Origin of the sequence: Streptomyces triticagri (assembly GCF_003429565.1) — a bacterium.
In the GTDB taxonomy this organism is placed as follows: domain Bacteria; phylum Actinomycetota; class Actinomycetes; order Streptomycetales; family Streptomycetaceae; genus Streptomyces; species Streptomyces triticagri.
The window spans coordinates 105231-125713 of record NZ_QUAK01000064.1; the positions used below are offsets into that span (position 1 = coordinate 105231).

General features: G+C 71.9%; 23 protein-coding genes. 10 read left to right on the forward strand and 13 right to left on the reverse strand.

Annotated features, from left to right (window positions below; genetic code table 11):
• Window positions 1–70: 70 nt before the first annotated feature.
• The 3 genes from DY218_RS11720 to DY218_RS11730 all read right to left on the reverse strand — a co-directional run bounded on the left by DY218_RS11720 (window position 71) and on the right by DY218_RS11730 (window position 2116).
• A complete protein-coding gene (locus DY218_RS11720; protein WP_128555898.1) occupies window positions 71–577 on the reverse strand; it encodes a hypothetical protein in 507 nt (168 codons plus the stop codon).
• A 10-nt stretch (window positions 578–587) separates the two neighbouring features.
• Entirely contained in the window at window positions 588–1016 is a 429-nt protein-coding gene (locus DY218_RS11725) for a PaaI family thioesterase (RefSeq protein WP_128555899.1), read from the reverse strand.
• Window positions 1017–1144: 128 nt separating this feature from the next.
• Window positions 1145–2116 (reverse strand): hypothetical protein, encoded by a 972-nt coding sequence (locus DY218_RS11730; protein WP_128555900.1) that lies wholly within the window; start codon window positions 2114–2116, stop codon window positions 1145–1147.
• Between the two features lie 189 nt (window positions 2117–2305).
• Between DY218_RS11730 and DY218_RS11735 the strand changes: the two genes are divergently transcribed.
• On the forward strand, window positions 2306–2830 hold the full coding sequence (locus DY218_RS11735) for a GyrI-like domain-containing protein (protein ID WP_128555901.1): 525 nt from the start codon (window positions 2306–2308) through the stop codon (window positions 2828–2830).
• 28 nt (window positions 2831–2858) lie between these two features.
• On the opposite strand, the gene DY218_RS11740 is transcribed toward DY218_RS11735, so the two are convergent.
• Window positions 2859–3554 carry a response regulator gene (locus DY218_RS11740; protein WP_128555902.1) on the reverse strand — a complete coding sequence of 232 codons (696 nt, stop codon included), beginning with the start codon at window positions 3552–3554 and terminating at the stop codon, window positions 2859–2861.
• Window positions 3555–3721: 167 nt separating this feature from the next.
• Between DY218_RS11740 and DY218_RS11745 the strand changes: the two genes are divergently transcribed.
• Window positions 3722–4507, forward strand: coding sequence for an SAM-dependent methyltransferase (locus DY218_RS11745; protein WP_128555903.1), 786 nt, complete (start codon window positions 3722–3724; stop codon window positions 4505–4507).
• A 5-nt stretch (window positions 4508–4512) separates the two neighbouring features.
• Here DY218_RS11745 and DY218_RS11750 read toward each other — a convergent pair whose 3' ends face one another.
• Window positions 4513–5823, reverse strand: a complete 1311-nt coding sequence (locus DY218_RS11750; RefSeq protein ID WP_128555904.1) for a sensor histidine kinase — start codon at window positions 5821–5823, stop codon at window positions 4513–4515.
• 179 nt (window positions 5824–6002) lie between these two features.
• Between DY218_RS11750 and DY218_RS11755 the strand changes: the two genes are divergently transcribed.
• On the forward strand, window positions 6003–6203 hold the full coding sequence (locus tag DY218_RS11755; RefSeq protein WP_128555905.1) for a hypothetical protein: 201 nt from the start codon (window positions 6003–6005) through the stop codon (window positions 6201–6203).
• Window positions 6204–6248: 45 nt separating this feature from the next.
• Here the strand turns inward: DY218_RS11755 and DY218_RS11760 are convergent, their stop codons facing one another.
• Entirely contained in the window at window positions 6249–6662 is a 414-nt protein-coding gene (locus DY218_RS11760) for a ribonuclease domain-containing protein (protein WP_128555906.1), read from the reverse strand.
• A 92-nt stretch (window positions 6663–6754) separates the two neighbouring features.
• A complete protein-coding gene (locus DY218_RS11765; protein WP_128555907.1) occupies window positions 6755–7369 on the reverse strand; it encodes a dihydrofolate reductase family protein in 615 nt (204 codons plus the stop codon).
• Window positions 7370–7552: 183 nt separating this feature from the next.
• On the opposite strand from DY218_RS11765, the gene DY218_RS11770 reads away from it, so the two are divergent.
• Entirely contained in the window at window positions 7553–8311 is a 759-nt protein-coding gene (locus DY218_RS11770; protein WP_407703605.1) for an SDR family oxidoreductase, read from the forward strand.
• Window positions 8312–8381: 70 nt separating this feature from the next.
• On the opposite strand, the gene allB is transcribed toward DY218_RS11770, so the two are convergent.
• Window positions 8382–9722 (reverse strand): allantoinase AllB, encoded by a 1341-nt coding sequence (gene allB, locus DY218_RS11775; RefSeq protein WP_128555908.1) that lies wholly within the window; start codon window positions 9720–9722, stop codon window positions 8382–8384.
• A gap of 424 nt (window positions 9723–10146) precedes the next feature.
• Between allB and DY218_RS11780 the strand changes: the two genes are divergently transcribed.
• The gene (locus tag DY218_RS11780; protein ID WP_128555909.1) at window positions 10147–10944 is read left to right on the forward strand and encodes an IclR family transcriptional regulator; all 798 of its coding nucleotides are present in this window, start codon (window positions 10147–10149) and stop codon (window positions 10942–10944) included.
• Window positions 10945–11035: 91 nt separating this feature from the next.
• On the opposite strand, the gene DY218_RS11785 is transcribed toward DY218_RS11780, so the two are convergent.
• Both DY218_RS11785 and DY218_RS11790 read right to left on the reverse strand, forming a co-directional pair.
• Window positions 11036–11749, reverse strand: coding sequence for an ABC transporter ATP-binding protein (locus tag DY218_RS11785; RefSeq protein ID WP_128555910.1), 714 nt, complete (start codon window positions 11747–11749; stop codon window positions 11036–11038).
• The gene (locus DY218_RS11790) at window positions 11746–12849 is read right to left on the reverse strand and encodes an ABC transporter permease (RefSeq protein ID WP_128555911.1); all 1104 of its coding nucleotides are present in this window, start codon (window positions 12847–12849) and stop codon (window positions 11746–11748) included. The genes DY218_RS11785 and DY218_RS11790 overlap by 4 nt, the downstream gene beginning before the upstream one ends.
• A 135-nt stretch (window positions 12850–12984) precedes the next feature.
• Here DY218_RS11790 and DY218_RS11795 point away from each other — a divergent pair, with 135 nt between their 5' ends.
• Both DY218_RS11795 and DY218_RS11800 read left to right on the forward strand, forming a co-directional pair.
• Complete coding sequence (locus DY218_RS11795; RefSeq protein ID WP_128555912.1) at window positions 12985–14202, forward strand: sensor histidine kinase; 1218 nt, start codon at window positions 12985–12987, stop codon at window positions 14200–14202.
• The gene (locus DY218_RS11800; protein ID WP_128555913.1) at window positions 14195–14830 is read left to right on the forward strand and encodes a response regulator; all 636 of its coding nucleotides are present in this window, start codon (window positions 14195–14197) and stop codon (window positions 14828–14830) included. Before DY218_RS11795 ends, DY218_RS11800 begins: the two co-directional genes overlap by 8 nt.
• On the opposite strand, the gene DY218_RS11805 is transcribed toward DY218_RS11800, so the two are convergent.
• Complete coding sequence (locus DY218_RS11805; RefSeq protein WP_199566702.1) at window positions 14755–15639, reverse strand: glycosyltransferase; 885 nt, start codon at window positions 15637–15639, stop codon at window positions 14755–14757. The two genes, DY218_RS11800 and DY218_RS11805, sit on opposite strands and share 76 nt — an antisense overlap.
• A gap of 75 nt (window positions 15640–15714) precedes the next feature.
• Between DY218_RS11805 and DY218_RS11810 the strand changes: the two genes are divergently transcribed.
• Entirely contained in the window at window positions 15715–16980 is a 1266-nt protein-coding gene (locus DY218_RS11810; protein WP_128555914.1) for a hypothetical protein, read from the forward strand.
• A 109-nt stretch (window positions 16981–17089) separates the two neighbouring features.
• On the opposite strand, the gene DY218_RS11815 is transcribed toward DY218_RS11810, so the two are convergent.
• Together DY218_RS11815 and DY218_RS11820 are read right to left on the reverse strand one after the other, a co-directional pair.
• Window positions 17090–17449, reverse strand: a complete 360-nt coding sequence (locus DY218_RS11815; protein ID WP_128555915.1) for a hypothetical protein — start codon at window positions 17447–17449, stop codon at window positions 17090–17092.
• A 35-nt stretch (window positions 17450–17484) separates the two neighbouring features.
• Complete coding sequence (locus DY218_RS11820; RefSeq protein WP_128555916.1) at window positions 17485–17796, reverse strand: DUF5955 family protein; 312 nt, start codon at window positions 17794–17796, stop codon at window positions 17485–17487.
• 193 nt (window positions 17797–17989) lie between these two features.
• Between DY218_RS11820 and DY218_RS11825 the strand changes: the two genes are divergently transcribed.
• On the forward strand, window positions 17990–18589 hold the full coding sequence (locus DY218_RS11825; RefSeq protein ID WP_128555917.1) for a nucleotidyltransferase family protein: 600 nt from the start codon (window positions 17990–17992) through the stop codon (window positions 18587–18589).
• A 244-nt stretch (window positions 18590–18833) separates the two neighbouring features.
• Window positions 18834–20453: a malate synthase A gene (gene aceB / locus DY218_RS11830; RefSeq protein WP_128555918.1), complete on the forward strand. Its 1620-nt coding sequence runs from the start codon at window positions 18834–18836 to the stop codon at window positions 20451–20453.
• The last annotated feature ends 30 nt before the right edge of the window (window positions 20454–20483 follow it).

The following is a 20483-nucleotide window of genomic DNA, read 5'->3' on the forward strand; positions in this document are numbered from 1 at the left end:
GAAGATTTCCGAGACTTTTTTCGCGGGAGGCTGCCGGCACGGTCGGCCCGGCGCGACCGACCCGGCCGGCTCAGTCCAGGAGGCGGATCGTCGGGGTCTGTTCGCTGGTGACGACCGTGCCGCCGCACTGTCCGCAGGACTCGCTCGCCGGACGCGCCATATTGGTCGCGATCGACGCCGTGCCCGGTTCGTCGGCGTCCTCGGGGCACTCGTATCCGATGTGCAGCCGTACCCAGGGGTGCAGGGTCGGGGCCGCGTTGCGGTGGCCGCTGCGGGAGTCGTGGAACGGCGCCCACCAGAAGCTGACCACGGCCCGCAGCGCGAGGCGGTCCTCCCCCGAGGTGACGTCGAACGCGGCGATCCGGGCAGCCGTGTAGTGCCCGGGGATGCCGGACCGGCTCCCCGAGCACAGCGCCCGCTCGGCGCCGACCTCGAGGACGGTGGTGCGGTTGGTGCGTTCACAGATGAAGCAGTCGATGCTCAGCTCGAGCTTGGACCGCCAGTGCAGATAGTGGAATCCCTTGCCGCCGCCCGTCCGGCCGGCGACCTCCGCGTTGATCTCGACGCTGCGTTGCATGGCTCTCCGGTCAGTCCTTGGCCGTGGACAGGACCGTGCCCTGCGCGACCGCGCAGAGCGTCCCGCCGTCCTCGGCGTCGTCCGCCCCCGTCATCACCAGATCGCAGCGGACGACGGCCTGCCGCCGACCGGCGTGCACCACCTCGGCGCGGGCGGTGAGCAGGGTGCCGCGGGCCGGTCGTACGTACTGGATGGAGAAGCCGGCGGTCAGGACGGCGGGGCCGAGTGCGGCGCCGGCGGCGAACGTGAGGGCGTTGTCCGCGGCGTACGACAGGACTCCGCCGTGCACAAAGCCGTTCTGCTGGAGCAGCTCGTCCCTGATGTCCAGCTCGAGTACGGCGGCCCCGTCGCCGAAGGCGGTGATCCTCGCCTTGAGCAGCCGGCTGAACGGCTGGGCGTCGAGGACCTGTTCGGCCACCGAGAGGTCGAATCCTGTCATGTGCTCCTCCTGGATGCGCCCCGCTGCTCCTCCTGCCGGGGCGGCTGGCTCAAGGGTTGGGCAGCTGCCGTACGAAGGTCAACACGGCGGGGCCGGAGGCGACGGGGATCACTCGGTGCGGGAGCCGGTCATCCGAGTTCGGCGAGGACCGCGCGCAGTGCGGCGCGCTCCCCGGGGTCCGGTCCGGTGACGGTGTGCGCGTCCACGAAGGGCGACACCCGGACCTCGCTGCCGTCCTCGCGCAGCCGGTCGGCGAGCGCGTGCGCGGACGCCGCGGGGTCCCGCTCACCGAGCCGATCGATGCGCCCGGCGAGCATCGCGACGGCGGGCCGCAGGTCCGGCGGCAGGAACCGCACGGCGCCCTGCGCCGCGGTGACCTGCTCCGCGTACCGGTCGGCCCAGAACGTCCAGGTCCAGCCCGGCCAGTCCGGCAGTTCCGGGCACCGGGCGGTGAAGAGGGTGTCCGAGATCCAGGCGCAGACCTCGCGCCGCGGTACGTCGATGTGCACGCCGTCGGCCGGGACGACCTGCTCGCCCTCGCACCGCGCTTCCTGCGGCAGCCGGTCCACCAACGCCGGTCCGTGCGCGAGCAGTTCGGGCAGGTCGTCGACGAACAGCGAGTAGGCCCGCGGGCCCCGGTCGTCGCGTACGGAGACGATCGTCGCGTACTCCTCCTCGCCCGGTTCGACGGCCTGCAGGGGCGCCTGCCGGGTGGGCTCGGAGGGCTCGACGGTGACGGCGGACGGGTCGGCGCCGACGTATGCGGCGAGCTCGCGCAGGCCCTCGTACGCCCAGTCGATGCGCCAGCCCGGCCAGGTCCGCGCCAGGACGGCGAACAGGGCGTCGCGGTGGTCGCGGTCGTCCAGGTGCCAAGTGAAGAGCAGGAGACGGCTGTTGTCGTAGTCGGCGAGCACCGCGCCCTCGCACCAGGTGTCGTCCAGCCAGTCGGTGCGGTCCGTCGCGCGCTGGGCGCGCAGGAAGCGGGCGGCCGAGCGCGGGCCGTCGAGGATGTCGACGTCCACGGTCGTGGCGCCCCAGTGCGAGTAGTACAGCTGCCAGCTGCCGTCCTCGACGACGACGTAGTTCGCCCTGTCCCCCATGGTCTCCTCCGTCGGTGTTCCCCGGCCGGCCGGGCATCGGGCCCTCGTGCCGGGTCGTGCCAAGCTAGCCCGCCCGCCCCGTGCACCGCCCCCGAATATCGCCGCCCGCACGGGTCATCCCGGGCAGCCGAGCGGGATCGCTCCGCCCGCCGGGGTGCGTCACCCTGCGTACCCCGGCAGGATCGCCTCATGACGAACCAGCCACGTGTCGTGCAGCGCGCCCCCGTGCCGTTCGTGGGTGTACGGGGCCGGGTCACCTGGGACCGCTTCGGACTGCTCGCGGACCGACTGCCGGAGATCGTCGGTTGGCTCGGCGAGCGCGGCGTGACACCGGCGGGCGGCCCCTTCTTCCGGTACGAGGTGCTGGGTCGTGTTCGGGGAGTCTCGCGCGAGCTGCAGGTGGTGGCCGGGGTGCCGGTCGGTGAGCGGGTGCGGGTCGCCGGCGACGACCTGTTCGCCGACACCCTGCCGGGCGGCAGCTATGTGACGGTCACTCATGTCGGCCACCCCGACGAGCTGTTCGCGGTCGTCGACTCGATGATGAAGTGGGCCCGCGCCCAGCGCCTCGACTGGGACATGACCCGCACCGAAGAGGGCGAGGTCTGGGGCTGCCGTCTGGAGAGCTATCGCACCGACCCGCGCACGGAACCCGATCCGCACCGCTGGGAGACGGAGCTGGCGCTGCGGCTGCGCCAGGACGAGCCGCCCCACTGAGCACTGTCGGGCGCCCCCTACGTCTCGTCTACGTCTCCTCCGGATCCGCCGATTCGTCGTCGAGGAGGCCCGCGTCGTGCGCGAGGAGCGCGATCTGGACGCGGTTGTTGAGGTCGAGTTTGGTCAGGATGCGGGAGACGTGGGCCTTCGCCGTGGCGACGCTCATGTACAGATCGCGGGCGATCGCCGCGTTCGGCAGCCCGCGGCCGACCGCCACCGCCACCTCGCGTTCTCGGTCCCCCAGCGCCTCGAGCCGTTCCAGGGCTGCCGCTCTGCGTGGGTCGGCCCCGGTGTCGGCGGTGGCCGCGGTGCGGTCCATCAGGCGGCGGGTGACCGCCGGCGACAGGACCGGATCGCCGGCCGCGACCCGGCGTACCGCCTCGACGATCTCGGCGGGTGCGGTGTCCTTGAGGACGAATCCGGCGGCGCCGGCCCGCAGGGCGCGCAGCACCTGGGCGTCCGCGTGGAAGGTGGTGAGCACCACCACCTCGGGGGCGTCGGGCCGGCCGCGCAGTTGCTCGGTGGCGGTGAGGCCGTCGACGACCGGCATCCGGATGTCCATCAGGACCACATCGGGGCGGGTCTGCTCGACCAGGGCGGCGACCTGCTCGCCGTCGGCCGCCTCGCCGACGATCTCGATGTCCTCGGCTCCGCCGAGCATCAGGGCGAGCCCCGCCCGTACCAGAGGGTCGTCGTCCACGAGCAGCAGCCGGATCGCAGTCATGCCGATCACGGTATCCACCGCCGGGGACCGGGACGCACGGCCCCCGGACGACAACTCCGCGACGGCCCCCGGGCGTCGGTCGTCCGTGCGATGACATAATCCGCGTGTTCGCACAGAGCGCCCGCGCCGGCTCCACGGAATCGGCCAGACATGCACGGGAGCCAGCTATGACCGGCGATGACGCCAAGCTCGTGATCGACTCCACCAGGCCGCACCCCGCCCGCATCTACGACTGGCTCCTGGGCGGCAAGGACAACTATCTGGTCGATCAGGAGATGGCCCAGAAGCTCCCGCCGGAGGCCCGGGGCAACGCCCGGCGGAACCGCGCGTTCATGCACCGCGCCGCGGCCTGGCTGGCCGGCCAGGGCGTCGACCAGTACCTGGACATCGGCACCGGCATCCCCACCCAGCCGAATCTGCACCAGATCGTCCAGCAGATCCGGCCGGCCTCCCGTGTGGTGTACGCGGACAACGACCCGATCGTGCTGCGGCACGCCGAGGCCCTTCTGGTCAGTACGCCGCAGGGCGCCACGGACTACATCCAGGCGGATGTCAGAAAGCCGGCGGAGATTCTCCGGCGTGCCCGGGAGGTCATGGACTTCGACCGGCCCGTCGCGCTGTCCCTGATCGCGCTGCTGCACTTCATCACGGACGACGAGGACCCGTACACCATCACCCGCAACCTGGTGGAGGCCCTGCCGTCGGGCAGTTATCTGGTGCTTTCGCACGGCACCACGGACGAGCACCCGGAGCTGGCGGCGGGCGTGCAGAACACGTACAAGCAGGGCCAGGTGCCGCTGCGGATGCGCAGCCGGGACGAGGTGCTGCCGTTCTTCGAGGGGCTCGAACTCGTCGAGCCCGGTCTGGTGACGGCCACCCACTGGTATCGCGAGGAGCCCGCTCCGAAGGTGGAGTTGAGCGGGTTCTACGTCGGAGTGGCGCGGGTTCCGTAGCCGGGTCACCGGTCCTCCGCGGCGCCGGCCTGTTCGGTCCAGGGCAGCCAGGCCGTGACGGTGAAACCGCCGTCGGGGGTGCGGCCGTGGGTGAGGCGTCCGCCGGCCAGTCCGGCGCGCTCGGTGAGGCCGATCAGGCCCTGTCCCGAGCCGGGTACGACGGGGATCTCGCCGGGCGGTGCCGGGTTGGCCACCTCGACGGTGAGTCCGCGGCCCGCGGATCCCTCGATGCGGACGGTGACTTCGGCGCCCGGGGCGTGCTTGCGGGCGTTCGTCAGGCCCTCCTGCACGATGCGGTAGGCGTTGCGGCCGACGCCGGTCGGCGCTTCTGACGGCGCGGTCACGCGGTTGTCGAGGGTGACCTTCATGCCGGCCGCCCGGGATTCGGCGACCAGCGTCTCGAGACCCGTGAGCGTCGGCTGCGGGCGACCCGACTCCTCGGAACCGTCACGGGCCCGCAGTACGCCGATGATCTCGCGCAGATCCTGCAGCGCGTCGTGCGAGCTGTCCCTGATCACGCCGGCCGCCCGGGCGATCTCCTCGGTCGGGGCGTCCGGCCGGAACTCGAGCGCGCCCGCATGCACGCTGAGCAGCGTCAGCCGGTGGGCGAGGACGTCGTGCATCTCGCGGGCGATCTCCTCGCGGGCCTGGCGCTGCGCCTGCTCGGCGCGGAGCGCGGCCTCCGACTCGGCACGGCGGGCGCGGTCGCGCAGCGAGAGGAACAGCTGGCGTTTGGAGCGGACCAGGAGTCCGGTGCAGATGACGGTCACGTTCGCCATCACGGCGAAGCCGATCGCCACCAGGTACGGGACCTCGGCGTCGGGCCGCAGCCAGTAGAAGAGCGCGGCGGAGAGCGACGAGAGGCCGCCGATCCAGGCGATGTAGCGGAACGGGCGGTGCACGGCCAGCGTGAACAGGGCGACGGCGCCCGCACCCCCGGCGGACTCCGAGACGAGGCTGACCAGGACGAGCACGGCCGCCAGCTGGACCGGCCACCGGCGCCGCAGCCAGACCGCGGCGCAGGCCAGCGCGCCGAGGACCTGGTCCACGTCGGCGAGTCCGGGCGAGACGTGCGGATTGGTCTCGAAGCCCTTTGCGGTGAGCAGGCCGAGCAGCACGGCGAGCAGGAAGCAGGTGAAGTCGACGATCCAGTCCCGCAGGGTGCGCCGGGTGCGGCCGTACGCCCGCTCGGGGTCGAGCTCCGCGGCGAGCGCCGAGGGCAGCATCCAGGGCCACCGGTAGCCGTGCGCGTACCGGCCCCGGGTGTCCGGGGGCCCGACGGGCTCGGTGGGTGCGGCCTGCTCGCTGTCCCTCATGGTCGACAAATCTACGCAGCGCGGGGCCGCCGGGTACGGCTCGGCGGCCGATCATCGACCTCGGTGACACCGGCACCGACTTTCGGACCGGCGCAGGCCCCGACTCCGCTACCGGTGACCAGGGGCCGGCCACCCTCCGGCCGATGCCCGGCAGGGCGCGCGGCCGGGAGGATCACGGCATGAAGAAGCTGCTGGAGTTCCTCGGTGTCGTCCTGCTGTTCCAGGGCACCGGCGGCCTGGTGTACGAGCTGTTCGGCTGGATCAAGTGGGGGTTCATCCAGCGCCTGTCGTTCTTCGACGGCTACGAGCTGTACGCGAGCATCGCCACGATCGTCCTGGCGATCGCCGTCTTCGTCGCCTCCGACAGCGTGAAGTCTTGACCAGGGAGGGCGTACGGGCTCCGGGCCCGTACGCCCCCGCAGCGGTCAGCAGGTGTGGTCGACCAGGTCGAAGGACTCGTAGTGGTCGGCCGTGTAGTAGTCCTCCTGATCGGCCTCGCCGGTCACGATGCGGCGGGCGCCGCGGTCCGGGGAGCCGGGGGTCTCGACGGTGTACTCGTGGTAGTAGCCGGTGTCCTGGTCGGGCAGCAGGCCCTCGCGGTTCTGGAAGACCGTGCCGTCCTGGGGGTACGGGTACGGCCCGCCGGCGTCGATCAGGTCCAGGGTGTCGTGGGCCTCGGCGGGCAGGTCGGAGTGGCAGATGTCGCCGACCGCGGCGACGGCGCTCACTGCGACCGGTGCCGAGGCGGGGGTGGGGGCAGCCTGCGCGGCGACGGGGCCGCCGACGACGAGGGCCGCGACGAGTGCGATACCTGTGGCGATGCGTGGGGGGATTCGCATGGCTCTAGCATGACGCGCGTAGAGCGGGTCGCGTCAACACCAAGTACCCGCCGTTCCACGGAAGTTCACCGCTGCGGCGGCACCGCGGGCTGCTATGCGCCCATCGTCCCGTACTCGGGCCTGCCCGCGGTCTCGTACGTGGAGATGACCACGCCGGTGCTTGTGGTGTGCGACTGGGCGAGGCGGAAGGCCGTGGGCAGGCCGCCATCGGCGAAGAGGCGCCGGCCGGAGCCGAGGGCCACCGGATAGGTGAGCAGGTGGACGGTGTCGACGAGGCCGTGGGCGAGGAGGGTCCGGGCGAGACCGCCGCTGCCGTGCATCTGCAGCTCCCGGCCGGGGCGTTCCTTCAGCGCCGTGACGTCCTCGACCACGTCGGTGGCGCCGATGACCGTGGTGCCGGCCCACGCCGGCTCGGTGAGGGTGGTGCTCGCGACGTACTTGGGCAGGGAGTTGAAGCGGGCGGCGACCGGGTCGTCGGGGTCTGTGACGGTCGGCCAGTACGCGGCGAAGATGTCGTACGTGCGTCGGCCGTAGAGGAAGGCGTCGGCCTGCTCGAAGACCCCGTCGATGAAGCGGCCGAAGTCCTCGTCGTCGTACGGCACCGCCCAGCCGCCGTGCGTGAAGCCGTCGCTGCGGTCCTCGTCCACACCGCCCGGTGCCTGGTAGACGCCGTCGAGGGTGACGAACTGGGTGAGGCTGATCTTCATGGGTCTCTCCGCTCCGTACGGTGCTCGCTGCTTCACCTCTACGACCGTCGCGGTGTACGGAACTCATCGATCTGGGTGTCCGATCCCCGCCAGCGCCTGTGTCCGCCGCCCGGTTGTCTGGTGCACATGACGACAGCACACCGCATGTCGACGACGACGGACACACCCAGGACGGGGAACACGATGAGCTACGAGAACGGCGGGAACGGCATGACCGGCAAGGTGGCCCTGGTGACCGGCGGCAGCCGCGGCATGGGCGCGGCGATCGCACTGCGGCTGGCCGGCGAGGGCGCGGACGTGGCGATCAGCTACGTCAGCGACCGGGCCGCGGCCGAGGAGGTCGTGGCGAAGGTCGAGTCGGCGGGCCGCCGCGGCCTCGCGATCCGGTCGGACGCGGCGGACGCGGAGGCGGCGGCCGGCCTGGTCGACCAGGTGGCGGCGCACTTCGGCCGGCTCGACATCCTGGTCAACAACGCGGGTGTCGGCGTACTCGGCCCGATGACCGGCCTGGCGGCCGCGGATGTGAACCGGGTGCTCGACACCAATGTGCGTGGGGTCTTCCTCACCACGCAGGCGGCGGCGTCCCGTCTGGAGCGCGGCGGCCGGATCATCTCGACCGGCACGGCACTCTCCCGGTACGCGGGAGGGCCGGGCGGCACCCTCTACGCGCTGAGCAAGTCGGCCCTGACCGGCATGACGAAGGCGCTGGCCAGGGAGCTGGGCGAGCGTGCCGTCACGGTGAACCTGATCCACCCGGGTCCGGTGGACACCGCGATGAATCCGGCCGACGGGCCGTTCGCGGAGCCGCAGCGCGCGGCGACCGCGCTCGGGCGCTTCGGCACGGCGGACGAGGTGGCGTCCCTGGTGGCGTATCTGGCCGGTGACGACGCCGCGTACATCACGGGGGCCGAGCTGGTGGTGGACGGCGGACACTCGGCGTAGGCGGCCGGTGGTACCGCCGGAGTGAGCCCGGGCCCGCACCCTCCGCGAGGGGGCGGGCCCGACGCCGCTGTCAGCTGCCGTTGCGGGACAGCAGGCGGCCGGCCGGCTCGGTGAAGTCGCCCTGGTGGTGCACGCGTCGGCCGCGCAGCCAGGTCGACTTGACGACGCCGTGCAGGGTCTTGCCCGCGTAGGCGGTGACCCGGTTGCGGTGCTGGAGCTCCGCGGGGTCGACGGTGAAGGTCTCGTCCGGTGCCAGGACCGCGAAGTCCGCGTCACGTCCGGGCGCGATGGCGCCCTTGGTGTCGAGTCCGACCAGGGCTGCGGTGCGTTCGGACATCCAGCGGACCACGTCCTCGAGGCCGTGGCCGCGCTTGCGGGCCTCGGTCCATACGGCGGGCAGGCTGAGCTGCAGACCGGAGATGCCGCCCCAGGCGGTGGCGAAGTCGTCGGTCTTCAGATCGGCGGTGGAAGGCGAGTGGTCGGTGACGATGCAGTCCACGGTGCCGTCCGCCAGGGCCTGCCAGAGCTCGTCCTGGTTGGCGCCCTCCCGGATCGGCGGGCAGCACTTGAACTCGCTGGCGCCGTCCGGGACTTCCTCGGCGGTGAGGGTGAGGTAGTGCGGGCAGGTCTCGACGGTGAGGCGGACGCCCTCGCGCTTGGCGGTCGCGATCAGCGGCAGCGCCTCGGACGAGGAGAGGTGCAGTACGTGGACGCGGGCGCCGATCCGCTTGGCGGTGGCGATCAGGCCCTCGATGGCGGCGTTCTCCGAGACGCGCGGGCGGGTCTGCAGGTAGTCCGCGTACTTGGGACCGCTCAGATGCGGGGCGGAGTCGAGCTCGTGCGGGTCCTCGGCGTGCACGATGAGCAGGCCGCCGAAGCCGGCGATCTCGGCCATCGAGGTGGCCAGTTGCTCCTGGTCGAGCTCGGGGAACTCGTCGACGCCGGACGGCGACAGGAAGCACTTGAAGCCGTAGACGCCGGCCTCGTGCAGGGGCGCGAGGTCCTTGACGTTGTCCGGCAGGGCGCCGCCCCAGAAGCCGATGTCGATGTGCGCCTTGGCTGCGGCGACCTCCTGCTTGATCCGCAGGTGCTCGACGGTGGTGGTGGGCGGCAGCGAGTTGAGCGGCATGTCGACCAGGGTGGTGATGCCGCCGGCCGCTGCGGCGCGGGTGGCGGTCCAGAAGCCCTCCCAGTCGCTGCGGCCCGGGTCGTTCACATGCACATGGGTGTCGACGAGGCCGGGCAGCAGCACGTGGTCGCCCAGGTCCTCGAGCGTTGCGCCGTCGGGCACCGGGGCGTCGTGCCCGAGCACGTCCACGATGCGGCCGTCGGCGACGGTGACCGAGGCGGCCCGTGTGCCCTCGGGGGTGATGACGCGCGTCGAGCGCAGGACCAGTTCGACCTCGGACAACCCGCTCTCCTTCAGCTTCCGGTGAGTCACGTTCAACGTTCTGTTGAACGAGTTTTCATTCGGTATCCCAGTCCGTCAAGACCTTGTCGGTCCGGCCCGGCGGGCCTCTCCGGTCCGATCTCCCCCATCCCGTGGGGTGCCACCAGGCGACTTGGATGTTTCCATGAAGTGGAACTGGAATTTCGGACAACAGAACGGCGGTCCCCACCATACTCATCCCACCGAAAGGCGCCAGTCCGCCGCGAACACCAGGACAAAGGGGCCCTGACCGGCCATGACCATCCCCCTCGGTCCCCCTCCGGCCCCGGGGAGCGCCGGGTAGGCTGCTCCAAACCCGTACCACCCGGCTCAGCCGCACCGACCCGCACTTCGGGCCGCGCATGGGATCCGAAGCACCGAACTGCTGCACCGAAAGGACCGCTCCGTGCCGACGTCAACGGACAGCTCCGCCGACGCTCCCAAGCCCGCCGCCAGCGGAGGAGTCCAGTCCCTGGAACGCGCCTTCGACCTGCTCGAGCGCATGGCGGACGCAGGCGGCGAAGTGGGACTCAGCGAGCTGTCGGCGAGCAGCGGACTGCCGCTGCCCACCATCCACCGCCTGATGCGCACCCTGGTCGCCACCGGTTACGTCCGCCAGCAGCCCAACCGCCGCTATGCGCTCGGCCCGCGCCTGATCCGGCTCGGCGAGTCCGCCTCCCGGCTGCTCGGCACCTGGGCCCGCCCGTATCTGGCCCGTCTGGTCGAGGAGACCGGCGAGACGGCCAATATGGCGCTGCTCGACGGCGACGAGATCGTGTACGTGGCGCAGGTGCCGTCCAAGCACTCGATGCGGATGTTCACCGAGGTCGGCCGCCGGGTGCTGCCGCACTCCACCGGTGTCGGCAAGGCGCTCCTCGCGCACACCCCGCCGGACGAGGTGCGCGCGCTGCTCGCCCGTACGGGCATGCCGGCCGCCACCGAGAAGACCATCACCACGCCCGAAGGCTTCCTCGACGCACTGGAGCTGGTGCGTGCCACGGGCTACGCGGTGGACGACAACGAGCAGGAGATCGGGGTCCGCTGCCTCGCCGTGCCGGTGCCCAACTCGCCGACCTCGGCGGCCATTTCGATCTCCGGACCGGCCGGCCGGGTCACCGAGTCGGCCACCGACAAGATCGTCCCGATCCTGCGCGAGGTGGCCGAGGAACTGTCGGACGCGCTGGCCAACAGCAACGGCTCGTAGGGCGTACGCCACCACGTAGGCGACCACGTATGTCCTACGCAGGAACGTACGCCTTACGCAGGCACGTATGCCTTACGCAGACACGTACGCCCTACACGGCCGAAGCGCACGCCCCCAGTCGCCCGTCGGTCATCGTCAGGACCTCGTCCGCCTCGGCCAGATGCGTACGGTCGTGGGTCACCAGGACCGTCGCGGTGCCGCGCTCCCGGGTGAGCCGGGCGATCAGGTCGAGCACCGCGGCACCCCGTTCGTGGTCGAGCGCGCTGGTCGGCTCGTCGACGAGGAGTACGGCGGGTTCGTTCATCAACGCCCGGGCGATGTTGATGCGTTGACGCTGACCGCCGGAGAGCTGGTGCGGTCTGCGGCCGGCCTGCGCGGCCAGGCCCACCGCGTCGAGCAGCTCCGCCGCCTGCGACCGCGCGCCGCGCGGACCGCGCCCGTCCAGATGGGCCATCACCTGCAGTTGCTCGAGCGCGGTCAGCGACGGCAGCAGACTGGGCTGCTGGAAGACGATGCCGACCCGTTCGCGCCGCAGCCTCGAACGGTCCGCGGCGCTCAGCCCGTTCACCTCGGTGCCGGCAAGCACGACGCTGCCGCTGTCCGGGGTCACCAGGGTCGCCGCGACGGCGAGCAGGCTGGACTTGCCGGATCCGGAGGGCCCGACGACGGCCGTGATCGTGCCGGCCGGCACGTCGAGGTCCACGCGGTCGAGCGCGGTGAGCGTGCCGTCCCCGTCGGGGTAGGTCAGGGTGATGCCGTCGAGCCGCAGGTTCGGGGCGACGGACTGGGTGGTCGTGGTGGTCATCGTGCACTTCCCAGGGCGGTGAGGGGATCGACGGCGGTGACGCGGCGTACGGCGAGTGCCGCACCGACCGCGCCGAGGGCGATGAGGACGCCGGCCGGGACCAGGACGGTCGCGAGGTCGAGGACGAAGGGCACGTCTCCCCCGCCGATCAGCCCGCCCACTCCGGCGGCGATCAGCGTGCCGAGGCCGGTGCCGGCGGCCAGCAGCACCACCGCCTGGCCGAGCGCGTCCTTCAGGAGGTACGGCGTGCCGGCGCCGAGCGCCTTGAGCACGGCGATGTCCGGGCTGCGCTGGATCGTCCACACGGTGAAGAACGCCCCGACGACCAGCGCCGAGATGACGAACAGGAACCCGCGCATCAGCTGCAGCGAACCGTTCTCCGCCTGGTAGGACCCGATCGCCGAGAGCGCCTCGTCCGGGGTCCTGGTCGCGGTTCCGGCCGCCCGGTCGCCCGCGGCGGTGTCCACGTCGTCGCCGTCGAGCCGCAGTGCGATCACGGTCGCCTGCTCCTCCGAGTCCGTACCGCCGGTCCCGATGTCCGTACCGCTGTGTCCGATCCGCTGCCATTCGTCGAGCGTCGTCCACACCACCGGCGTGTGGCTGTACGAGGCGTCGCCGGCGACCGCGGCCACGCGCAGGTCGAGACCGCCGAGGCGTACGGTGTCGCCCTCCGCCGCACCCAGCTCGTCCGCCGCCTGCTCGGAGAGCACGATCCGCCCCGGGGCGAGGCCGGCGGGCGCGATGCCCGAGCCCGGGTCCACGCCGAAGGCCGAGGCGGCGGCGGTGCGCTCGCCCGCGGCGGCGTTCAGGGTGCGGATGCCGACCGGGTCAGCGGCGGTCACGCCGGGCTGCTCGGCCCAGGTGTTCCAGGCCTTCTCGGGGACGGCGGAGTCGGTGAAGGACACCGACCGGCCGTCCGCGGGCGCGGCGAAGGCGATGCGGTCGGCAGGCAGCGAGCTGATCGCCGAGACGTTCTCCCGGGCCAGGCCGGCGGTGAGTCCGGACAGCAGCCCGACGAGCAGGGTGATGAGCACGACGACCGTGCCCATCAGGGCGAAACGGCCCTTGGCGAATCTGAGATCTCTCCATGCGACGAACATGTTCCCCACCCTGCGGAGGGCCGTGGCGCCGGCGCATCGAGCCCGGGCAGGCATTCCCGGAGCCGAAGGACGCAGCCGGGAATCAACCTTTCGATTGACCGTGCGAGCGCCTGACCTGCCTACTCTTGGCAGGTCATGGATGTCCGTTCGCTCACCCCGGTCCTGCGCGCCCTGCGCGGCTGTCTGCATCTGCTGATGGCCTCGCTGCTCGCGCTGGTCGCCGTCCGCGCGGCGACGGACGGCGAGCCGCACGCGCCCGCGGTGATCGCCGTGAGCGGGGCGCTCGCCGCGGTGTACGCCGGTGGTCTGCTGGTCCCGGCCGCCCGGCGTACCCGGGAGGCCTCGGCGGGATGGCTCGCGGTGCTGTGCGTGCTGTGGGCGGTGCTGCTGTTCCTCACGCCGGATGCGCTGTGGATCGCCTTCCCGCTGTTCTTCCTGCAGTTGCACGTGCTTCCGCTGCGCTGGGGGCTGCTCCTGGTGGCGGTCAGTACGGCCGCCGCGACCGCGAGCTTCGTCGGTCACGGCGGACCCGCGACGCCGGGCGCGGTGATCGGACCGTTCCTCGGTGCGGCCGTCGCCGTCGGCACCGTGCTCGGCCATCGCGCCCTGTACGGGGAGAGCGAGCGCCGGCGCGAGCTCATCGAGGAGCTGCTCGCCACCCGCGCGGAGCTGGCCGACGCCGAGCGGTCGGCCGGCACCCTGGCCGAACGCGAACGCCTCGCCCGCGAGATCCACGACACCCTGGCCCAGGGCCTGTCCAGCATCCAGCTGCTGCTGCGGGCTGCCGAACGGGCCCTGCCCGCGGACGCCCCCGCCCTCGCGCATGTCCGCGAGGCGCGGGTGGCCGCACAGGACAATCTGGCGGAGGCCCGCCGTTTCGTACGTGAGCTGACCCCGCCCGACCTGGAGAACGGTTCGCTGACCCGCGCCCTCGAGCGGCTCTGCGCCGCGGCGCCCGGCCCCGAGGTGCGCTTCGGGGTGAGCGGCGAACCGGTCGGGCTGCCCACTCCGTACGAGGTGGCACTGCTGCGTATCGCCCAGTCGGCGCTCGCCAACACGGTGCGGCACGCGCGCGCCGGCCGTGCCTCGATCACGCTGAGCTTCATGGACACCGCGGTGGCCCTCGACGTCGTGGACGACGGCGTGGGTTTCGACCCCGATGCGCCGCAGGACGGGGACGGGCCGCGCGGCGCCGGCCCGAGCGGGGGCTTCGGACTGCCTGCCATGCGGTCGCGCGCGCAGTCACTGGGCGGTGCCCTCACCATCGAGTCGGCGCCCGGCGAGGGCACCGCCGTCGCCGTCACGCTGCCGCTGCCGCCGTCCACGAGCGCGGCGGGAGGCCGGCATGAGTGACCAGGTGCGGCTGCTGCTCGCCGACGATCATCCGGTGGTACGGGCCGGGCTCCGCGCCGTACTGGACACCGAGCCCGACTTCCGGGTCGTCGCGGAGGCGGCGCAGGCCGAGGACGCGGTGCGGATCGCCGCCACCGAGCCGCTGGACGTGGTCCTGATGGACCTGCAGTTCGGGCCCGGCCGTATGCACGGCGCCGAGGCCACGGCGGCGATCGTCGCCCGCGAGGGCGCGCCGCGCGTCCTGGTGCTCACCACCTACGACTCCGAGGCCGACATCCTCGCGGCGGTCGAGGCCGGGGCGAGCGGCTATCTCCTCAAGGACGCACCGCCCGAAGAGCTGGCGGCCGCGGTACGGACCGCGGCGGCGGGGCGTTCCGCCCTGGCGCCCGCCGTCGCCCACCGCCTGATGGGCCGGATGCGGGCGCCGGGCGAGGCGCTGAGCCGCCGCGAACTCGAGGTGCTCCGTCTCGTCGGCGACGGCCTGTCGAATCTGCAGATCAGCAAGGAACTGTTCCTCAGCCAGGCGACGGTGAAGTCCCATCTGGTGCACATCTACGCCAAGTTGGGCGTCGACTCCCGTACGGCCGCGGTGGCCGCGGCGACGGCCCGGGGGATGCTGCGGCGCTGACCGCCGCCCCTTCCGTCACACCCCGCCGGATCGGTCTGTCCACTCCGGGGGGCTACCGGTCGGTCCACGCCGGGAGGCTGCCGAGCAGCTCGGCGCGGCGCCGGACCAGTGCAATCTGCTCCCCCCCCCCCGCTGAATTTCGAGGTCTGTCCGGAGCGTTGGGCGGGGTGTTTGCGGTAGCGCAGGGTCGGGGCGTCGACCAGCACTCCGTCCGCTGCCGCCGATGCGGCGATGAGCAGCCCGGTGTCCTCCATGCCGTGCAGCGCGGACCAGCCGCCGAGAGCGAGCAGCAGGGAGCGCCGCCACATGGCGCCCGCCGGATGCACGGGAAGGCCGTACGGGCGGTCCGCCGCGGCCCACTGCGCCGACAGGGCGCCGCGCGGCAGCGGTCCGGGCCGTACGGGCAGGTCGTGGGTCGTCAGGCGGCCGTCGGGCAGCAGGTCGCGCGCATGGCCGACCGCGTATCCCGCGCGCGGATGCGCGGCGAGGGCAGCGGCGAGCAAGTCCAGGGCCGCCGGCTCCAGTTCGTCGTCCGCGTCCAGATTCTGCACCAGCGGCGCGGCGGTCCGGCCGAGCGCGATGTTCCGGGTGACGGCGGGGCCTTCGGCGGTGCCGTTGGCCCGCACCGTGACCCGGGGATCGTCCGAGGCACCGCAGGCCTCCAGCGCGGCGGCGACGGCCGCCGACGGTCCGTCGATCTGGACCAGCCAGGACCAGTGGGCGTGGCTCTGGCGGCGCAGCGAGTCCCATGCGGACGCGAGGAACACGGCGTACGGCTCGTGCACCGCGGTGACCACATCTACCTGCATGAACGCATGATAGTCCGGCATGATCGGCGGGCAGGTGGTAGGCAGTTGGGCATCGGTCGACCCTGGGGGGAGCAGATGGACGCGACGACGGTGACCGCACGACTCGACGCGGTGTCCGCCACGGACTCGCGGGAACTGGACCGGGTGTGCGAGCAGGTGGCGGAGGATCTGATGCGGGAGGGCAGCACCCCGCCGTTCACCCTCGACTCCGCGGACTTCGCCGCCGATCCCCGGCTCATCTGCGCCGACCGCTACTGGCGCCTGAGGTTCCTGGAGCTGCCGACGGTCCGTACCGCCGCCGCCTGCTCGTCCTGGCTGGTCGAGCACGCCCCGCGTGAGTACCGCACGGAGATCCTGGAGAAGTGGAGTCTCGGCTACGCCTTCATCACCAAGGACAGTGTGGAGTCCGGTCGCGAGCTGTCACGGGCGACGGAGGACATCGTCAGCGACGATTCGGCGAGCGGCGATGCGGCGTACTTCGCCACCCTGTACCACGCGGGCAAGCTGCGCTCGAACTTCTGGTCCGACGAACTGCACCAGTTCCTCGACTCCTCGCTGCTCGCTCTCGCCGCGGGGGTGCACCGGCGCAACCCCCTGTTCGTCGCGCTGCGTTCGTTCGCCGCCTTCGGCAGTCCCGTCATCACCGCCGAGCACGCCGTCGGGCTGCTCGACGAGGCATGGGATTCGCCGGAGCGCACCCGGCACGTGGTGGACATCTGCCTCAACGGCATCCAGTTCGCGGTGCCGTTCGACGGCTACGGCGAACTGCTGCGCAGCCGGGCCGAGCAGGCGGTGCGGGAGTACCCCGGGGACCACATCTTCGAGTACCGCCTCGCCTCGGGGCAGCACATGTGCCGCGAGAACGACGCCGCGCTCGTCACCATCACCGCCGCGCTGCGCCACTTGCCGGCGCTCGGCAGCCGGGGCAGCCACAAACTCCTGCAGGAGCAGTATCTGAGCAAGCGGGACGAGATCCTGCAGGGCAGGATGCGCGCGGAGTTCGACGCCGCGTACGAGCTGCGGGCCCAGGAGCGGGAGGCCGAGCACCGGCGCAAGTGGCAGGAGCTGGAGACGCAACTGCGGCGCGGCGCGGAACGACAGGACAGGGCGAACGCCGAACTGCAGGAGACCAGCCGTGCCGCGGCCGTGCGAGCCGTCGAGCTGGTGGCGGTGTTCACGGCCACGATCGCCTTCGCGATGGGCTCCCTACAGGTGAGCCTGCAGGGCTCGCTCACGCTGCGCGACCGGCTGTGGATCATCGCCGGCCTCGGCGGCGGCCTCGCCCTGTTCGCCCTCCTGGTCGTGGGAGGCACCTGGCTGATCACGCGCCGGCGCACATGACAGGTCAGGGCGAGGACGGGACCGGCCGAGGCCGACTGCGCCGTCAGGTGTCGGAGTTGCTGAAGTCAGGTGTGGCAGTTGCTGAGGTCAGGTGTCGGAATGACCGACGTCAGGCGTCGGAGTAGCTGAAGTCGCCCACCGTCCAGGCGCCCACGTCCTCGATGGCCACGCGGTACATCCCGCCCGTCTCCGGGATGCCCAGGGTGCCCTGCAGGATGCGGGCGACGTGGAAGTGCAGGTGGGTGGGTGGATCGTCGCCCTTCGCGGGCGCGGAGAAGGCGGCGGAGAACTCCCGCAGGCTTGCGGAGTCCGTGAGGACCTCCGACACCCGCTGCCGCCACACGGCTTCGGGGGCGAGGCGGCCGGTGATGACGGCACCACTGGTGACCACGGTCAGCGACATCTGATTGCTCTGCCCGGACTCGACCAGGGCGGCGACGTCGACGAGCAGCTCGTCAGGCTTTGACATGGCAGCAGATTCTATGCGGCCGGCGCCCGTGCCGCTCAGCTCCGGCCGCTCCCGAACCGGTCCAGCGCGCTGTGCAGTCGGGCCAGTGCGGGCGCGAGCGCACTGACCGAGCCGATCGATCCGGCGATCAGGAGCAGCGAGAGCCGCAGCCTGCGCACCTCGGGGCTGCCGCGCCTCGCCATGGCGTCCAGGGTCGCCAGTTCTTCCTCGGCGATCGCCCGGTCCGCGAACTCGGCCGGATATGCGGCCAGTTCACGCTGCAGACGGCCCACGCACGCCTGCAGCTCCGCGACCCGGGGGCCGTCGTCGCCGCTGGTCCTTGCGTCGCTCTGCGCACTCCGCAACACGTGTCTCCCCCTCGCACATCCCGATGTGCACGTCCTGCTTCCCCGGCGGTCCCTCCCCGGCCCGCGGGCCTCCCTGCGCGATGGTCGGTCGTAAGTCGCAAAGAAGCCGGACCAGTAAACGCCACGGCGTACGCCCGGCGCCAGTCGCATTCGCACATCGGCGGCGACGGACGGGGTGCGGTATGCAGGGGGCATGACCACGGGACACATCGAAGTGGCCGGACTGCTGCTCGCGGCCGGGGGCGGGAGGCGTCTGGGCGGGCGCCCGAAGGCGTTGCTCGAGCATCGGGGACGGCCACTGGTCGAGCACGCCGTGCGCGCGCTGCGCGAGGGCGGCTGCGTCCGGGTGCATGTGGTGCTCGGCGCCGCATCCAAGGCCGTACGGGCGCGGGCGGACCTCACGGGCTGCGTCGTCGTCGACAACCCCGACTGGGCCTCCGGCATGGGCTCTTCGCTGCGCACTGGCCTCGGGTCGCTCGCGGCGACGGGCGTGACGGCGGCCCTGGTCACCCTGGTCGACCAGCCCGGCATCGGCGCCGCCGCGGTCGCCCGGGTGCGCGAGGCGTGCGTCTCGGCGTCGAGCCTGGTCGGTGCGGAGTACGACGGGGAGCGCGGGCATCCGGTGCTGTTCGGCGCCGACCACTGGGCCGGTATCGCGGCGGCCGCGACGGGTGACCAGGGGGCGCGGACGTATCTGCGGGAGCACGCCGCTCAGGTGCTGCGGGTTCCGTGTGCGGATGTGGCCGCGGCGTACGACATTGATACGACGGACGATCTGACGCACCTTGAGTAACGGGGATGGCACTCAGCGCCATGGTTCCTCGACCCAGAGAATCTCGACGTCAACAGATATTGAACTTCCACCATAAGGAAACTACTATCCACTGGTCAGAAGCGCTTCGTACGTCGGCGTTCCCCGGGACCACCCGGCGGACCCCGCGGCACTCGGTGCCGCCCGTCCGTCCCTGGCCCGCCACCGCCCTCCGCGCGAGGCCTTCGCGCCGCATTCCGTGCCCCGCTGAAGGAAGTGACAGCTCATGTCCGCACCAGCGCCGTCCCCGCTGGCCATCGTCGACGCCGAGCCCCTGCCCCGGCAGGAGGAGGTCCTCACCGACGCGGCCCTCGCCTTTGTGGCCGAGCTGCACCGCCGGTTCACGCCCCGGCGTGACGAACTCCTTCGCCGCCGCGGTGAGCGCCGCGCCGAGATCGCCCGCACCTCCACCCTGGACTTCCTGCCCGAGACGGCCTCCATCCGCGAGGACGACTCCTGGCGGGTCGCTCCCGCTCCGGCGGCCCTGAACGACCGCCGTGTCGAGATCACCGGCCCCACCGACCGCAAGATGACGATCAACGCCCTCAACTCGGGCGCGAAGATCTGGCTCGCAGACTTCGAGGACGCCTCCGCCCCCACCTGGGAGAACGTCGTCGGCGGCCAGCTCAACCTGAGCGACGCCTACCGCCGCCAGGTCGACTTCACCGACGAGCGCACCGGCAAGTCGTACGCCCTGAAGCCCGCCGAGGAGCTCGCCACCGTCGTGATGCGCCCCCGCGGCTGGCACCTCGACGAGCGCCACCTGCAGCTCGACGGCACCCCGGTGCCCGGCGCCCTGGTCGACTTCGGCCTGTACTTCTTCCACAACGCGCAGCGTCTGATCGACCTCGGCAAGGGCCCGTACTTCTACCTGCCGAAGACCGAGTCGCACCTCGAGGCCCGGCTCTGGAACGAGATCTTCGTCTTCGCCCAGGACTACGTCGGCATCCCGCAGGGCACCGTCCGCGCCACCGTCCTGATCGAGACCATCACCGCCGCGTACGAGATGGACGAGATCCTCTACGAACTGCGCGACCACGCCTCGGGGTTGAACGCGGGCCGCTGGGACTACCTCTTCTCCATCGTCAAGAACTTCCGTGACGGCGGCCAGAAGTTCGTCCTGCCGGACCGCAACGCGGTGACCATGACGGCCCCGTTCATGCGCGCGTACACCGAACTCCTGGTGCGCACCTGCCACAAGCGCGGCGCGCACGCCATCGGCGGCATGGCGGCGTTCATCCCGTCCCGCCGGGACGCCGAGGTGAACAAGGTCGCCTTCGAGAAGGTGAAGAACGACAAGGACCGCGAGGCCGCCGACGGCTTCGACGGCTCCTGGGTCGCCCACCCCGACCTGGTCCCGATCGCCATGGCCTCCTTCGACGCGGTCCTCGGCGACAAGCCGAACCAGAAGGAGCGCCTCCGCGAGGACGTCTCGGTGGCGCCCGGCGATCTGATCGCCATCGACAGCCTCGACGCCAAGCCCACCTACGACGGTCTGCGCAACGCGGTCCAGGTCGGCACCCGTTACATCGAGGCCTGGCTGCGCGGCCTCGGCGCCGTCGCGATCTTCAACCTGATGGAGGACGCGGCCACCGCGGAGATCTCCCGCTCGCAGATCTGGCAGTGGATCAACGCGGGCGTGGTCTTCGAGAACGGCGAGAAGGCCACCCCGGAACTCGCCCGCAAGGTCGCGGCCGAGGAACTGGCCGCGATCCGCGAGGAGATCGGCGAGGAGGCGTTCGCCGCGGGCAACTGGCAGCAGGCCCACGACCTGCTCCTGCAGGTCTCCCTGGACACCGACTACGTCGACTTCCTGACCCTCCCGGCGTACGAGCAGCTGCGCTGACGTCCGCGCCCCATGAGTCACCGAAGAGCG